The sequence below is a fragment of the uncultured Anaerotruncus sp. genome, from assembly GCF_902490045.1.
GTDB lineage: Bacteria > Bacillota > Clostridia > Oscillospirales > Ruminococcaceae > Anaerotruncus.
Genome location: NZ_CABUCJ010000176.1, coordinates 1 through 3,371 on the forward strand (window position 1 = coordinate 1; position 3,371 = coordinate 3,371).

At 61.1% G+C, this 3,371-nt stretch carries 3 protein-coding genes; 1 reads left to right on the forward strand and 2 read right to left on the reverse strand.

Translation table 11 applies throughout. The features are described 5' to 3' along the window. Positions 1-234: 234 nt before the first annotated feature. On the reverse strand, positions 235-1,899 hold the full coding sequence (locus tag RDM88_RS12290) for an AMP-binding protein (protein WP_308755115.1): 1,665 nt from the start codon (positions 1,897-1,899) through the stop codon (positions 235-237). 39 nt (positions 1,900-1,938) lie between these two features. Further along, entirely contained in the window at positions 1,939-2,487 is a 549-nt protein-coding gene (locus tag RDM88_RS12295; RefSeq protein ID WP_308755116.1) for an XRE family transcriptional regulator, read from the reverse strand. A 155-nt stretch (positions 2,488-2,642) separates the two neighbouring features. Here RDM88_RS12295 and RDM88_RS12300 point away from each other — a divergent pair, with 155 nt between their 5' ends. Next, the gene (locus tag RDM88_RS12300) at positions 2,643-2,888 is read left to right on the forward strand and encodes a helix-turn-helix transcriptional regulator (protein ID WP_308755117.1); all 246 of its coding nucleotides are present in this window, start codon (positions 2,643-2,645) and stop codon (positions 2,886-2,888) included. Positions 2,889-3,371 lie beyond the last annotated feature (483 nt).

Here is a 3,371-nt window from a genome sequence, read left to right on the forward strand (position 1 = left end):
GCGGGTCCCGGCAACTACACCGCTCACTGAGCGACAAATCTAGAGTCGCCGCCGGTCGACTACCGGCATACCCTCCAGCCTCTGGGCGGAAAATCTAAAACCGCCCGCCGGGGCCGTCGGCGGCGGGACACGCCTCCGACACCAGACCTGCGGGCCGTCGGAGCCCGGCAGCTACACCGCTCATCGAGCGGTAAAAAAGAAATCGCCGCGCCCGGCGAAAGGCGCGGCGAAAAATTATTTCTCAGCGTCCTCCTGGCGGATCTGCTTGCGCTTGATTTTGCCGGAGGTCGTCTTGGGCAGCTCGCCCACGAACTCGACGATGCGCGGATATTTATAGGGAGCGGTCTCCTTTTTGACGTGGTTCTGGAGCTCCTTTTTGAGCGCGTCGGAGGGCTCGTAGCCTCTGGCGAGCACGACGGTGGCCTTGACGACCTGTCCGCGCACCGGGTCGGGCGCGGCGGTGACGGCGCACTCGAGCACCGACGGGTGGGTCATGAGCGCCGACTCGACCTCGAAGGGGCCGATGCGGTAGCCCGAGCACTTGATCACGTCGTCGTTGCGGCCGACGAACCAGATGTAGCCGTCGCTGTCCCGCCAGGCGGTGTCGCCGGTGGAATACATGTTGTCGAAGAAGGCGTCCTCGTTGGCGGCCGGGTCGTCGCGGTATTCGACGAGCAGGCCGGCCGGGCGGAACCTGTCGAGGTTTTTGACGACGATCGTGCCGACGATGCCGTCCTCGCAGGAGTTGCCGTCCTCGTCGACGATGTCGAGGTCGTAGAGAGGCGAAAACTTTCCGGTCGAGCCGGGCTTGATCGGGAACCATGGGAAGTTCGCGATGATGACGGTGGATTCCGACTGCCCGAAGCCCTCGGTGAGCTCCAGCCCGGTGGCATCCTTCCAGCGGTTGAAGACCTCGGGGTTGAGCGGCTCGCCCGCGATCGTGCATTTTTTGAGGGAGGAGAGGTCGTATCTGGAGAGGTCCTCCTTGATGAGGAAGCGGTAGACGGTGGGCGGCGCGCAGAAGGTCCTGGGCCGCAGATGCTCGACCGTTTCAAGCATGTGTTTGGGGTCGAACTTGCCTTCGGTGTCGTAGGCGACGATCACCGCGCCGCAGATCCACTGGCCGTAAATCTTTCCCCAGCCGAATTTCGCCCAGCCGGAATCGGCCGACACGAAATGCAATCCGCCCTCCTCCACCTCGTGCCAGTAGCGGGCGGTCGTGATATGTCCGAGCGGATAGGCGTAGTCGTGGACGATAAGCTTGGGCATCCCGGTCGTGCCGGAGGTGAAATACCCGAGCATGAGGTCGTGCACGCCAGTGGCCGCATCCCCCGTGGGACGCGGGAAAACGGAGGGATACCCCGCCGCCTCGGCGCGCAGGTCGATGCAGTCCGCCGGGACGCGCGCGCCGACGACCGCCACCTGCTCGAGGGTTTTGCAGGCGGGGCGCACCTGCTCGATGTTCGCGAGCAGCTCCGCGTCGTCGACCGTGCAGATCATCTTGACGCCCGCCTTGTTGCAGCGGTATTCGATATCGTGCGGCATGAGCTGGAAGGTGGCCGGAATGACCACCGCGCCGATGCGGTGGAGCGCCAGCATGCACACCCACGCCTCGACCCGCTGCTTGAGCACGAGCAGGACGAAATCGCCCTTTTTCACGCCGTAATGAGTGAAGAAATTCGCCATGCGGCAGGAGTACTCCGAGAGGTCCTTAAAGGTGTAGCGCCGCTCGTCGCGGTCGTCGTTCACCCAGACGAGCGCGGGCTTTTCGGGGTCCCTGGCCCATTCGTCGATCACGTCGTAGGTGAAGTTGAAGTCCTCGGGCACGTTGAGGCGGTAGTTCGCCTTGAAATCCTCGTACGAGTCAAACTCGGTACGGGGCAGATATTTTTCGATCATGTCAATCAGCACCGCTTTCTTTCAAAATCTGGTCCGCGTTCATTCGTTGATGATGGTAAGGAATTTTACCGGGCCGCCTACGGCGCGCTGTCCGTGCGGCGTCATCGGGTTGAAGAACGCGCTGTCGCCGGCCTCGAGAAGAAATTCCCGGGAACCGATCACCAGCTGTACGGTGCCTTTGAGGACATAGTTGAATTCCTGCCCGCCGTGCACGACGAGCTCGGGGGGATTTTCCATCGGCTCCAGATCGACGACCATCGGGTCGAACTGGCGGCCGATATAATTGAAGGCGAGGGAGCTGAATTTGTAGCCCTTGTACCGCTCGACCGACACCCCCCGGCCCTGCCGGACGATGGTGTAATCGCTCATGCGGGGGGCGTCGCCCGTCAGGAGCACCGTGGGGTCGACGTTCAGCGCCGCCGCTACCGCATAGATCACTCCTATCGGAATGTCGGTTTCGGCGTTCTCGTACTGGCTGTACTCCGCTACCGATACGTTCACCTGCTTTGCAAGGTCGGCCGCGTCTACGTCGAGGATTTCGCGCAGCTCGCGGATGCGTTGGGCAATCTGCTTGATCTGGTCGTTCATGATGCTCCTCCTTCTTTTAAAAATTGTGCAAAAAGGGATAACCCATATTTTACACTTTAACAGAGTAAATGGCAAGGAAAATTTTTTGACCCACATTGAATCAAAACATGGTCCCGCGAAAAATCCATGCTATGCTGTCCCGGGAGGAATGAAAAATGGCTGACAGAGAGCGGTTTTATTTGTGTCTCGCCGGGGTGCTGCGGGCGCTGCGCGCGGAATGCGGATGGGGCGTATCGGAACTTTCCGAAAGATGCGGAGTCAGCGAGAGGACCATCCGCAGACTGGAACGCGGGACGGATACCGGGCGCGTCCGTGCCGACACGGTGATGCGGATCGCCTACGGGATGGGTGTGACGCCCTGCGAGGTCTTCCGGCGGGTCGACGAGCGAATGGGGGAATAAAATTCTCTTTTCCCATTGAACAAATCGACGGGATGCGCTAAACTGATGTCATACGCACCGTGTCGAATTTTGGGTTTGGATTTTTTGCGCTGTGCCCTGCGGGGGCTTCTTGATCTGCCGCGCTGCGCCCGGCGGGTGCCCTCGGGAATTGCCGCCCTTGGCGGCAAGAAACACGAGCGCGTTCCGCCGCGCCCACGGGTTCCTTTTCGGACGGACGAAAAGGAACCAAAAGTCCGCTCAAGGGGACTTCCGCCAGTCCCCTTGAGAATCCCCCGGGAGTACCTTGCCAAGACCCGCGAACTGCCGCCGCACCCTACGGGTACACTAGCTGAGGGCTCAACCTAATCTCGACGCTCCTAACGTGTGGAGACGGAAAACTCGGAACTCTTTCCCAGCGGGCGCGTTGGCATTTGCCCTATTTCTGAGGCTGGCTGGACGTGAGCGGAGGGGGGATTCTCAAGGGGGGCGAGCTTTGCGCCCTGC

Excerpts from the sequence above, each read along its gene's own strand:
- RDM88_RS12295 (WP_308755116.1), bottom strand. The coding sequence starts at position 2,487 with ATGAACGACCAGATCAAGCAGATTGCCCAACGCATCCGCGAGCTGCGC.
- RDM88_RS12300 (WP_308755117.1), top strand. The coding sequence starts at position 2,643 with ATGGCTGACAGAGAGCGGTTTTATTTGTGTCTCGCCGGGGTGCTGCGG.
- RDM88_RS12290 (WP_308755115.1), bottom strand. The coding sequence starts at position 1,899 with ATGATCGAAAAATATCTGCCCCGTACCGAGTTTGACTCGTACGAGGAT.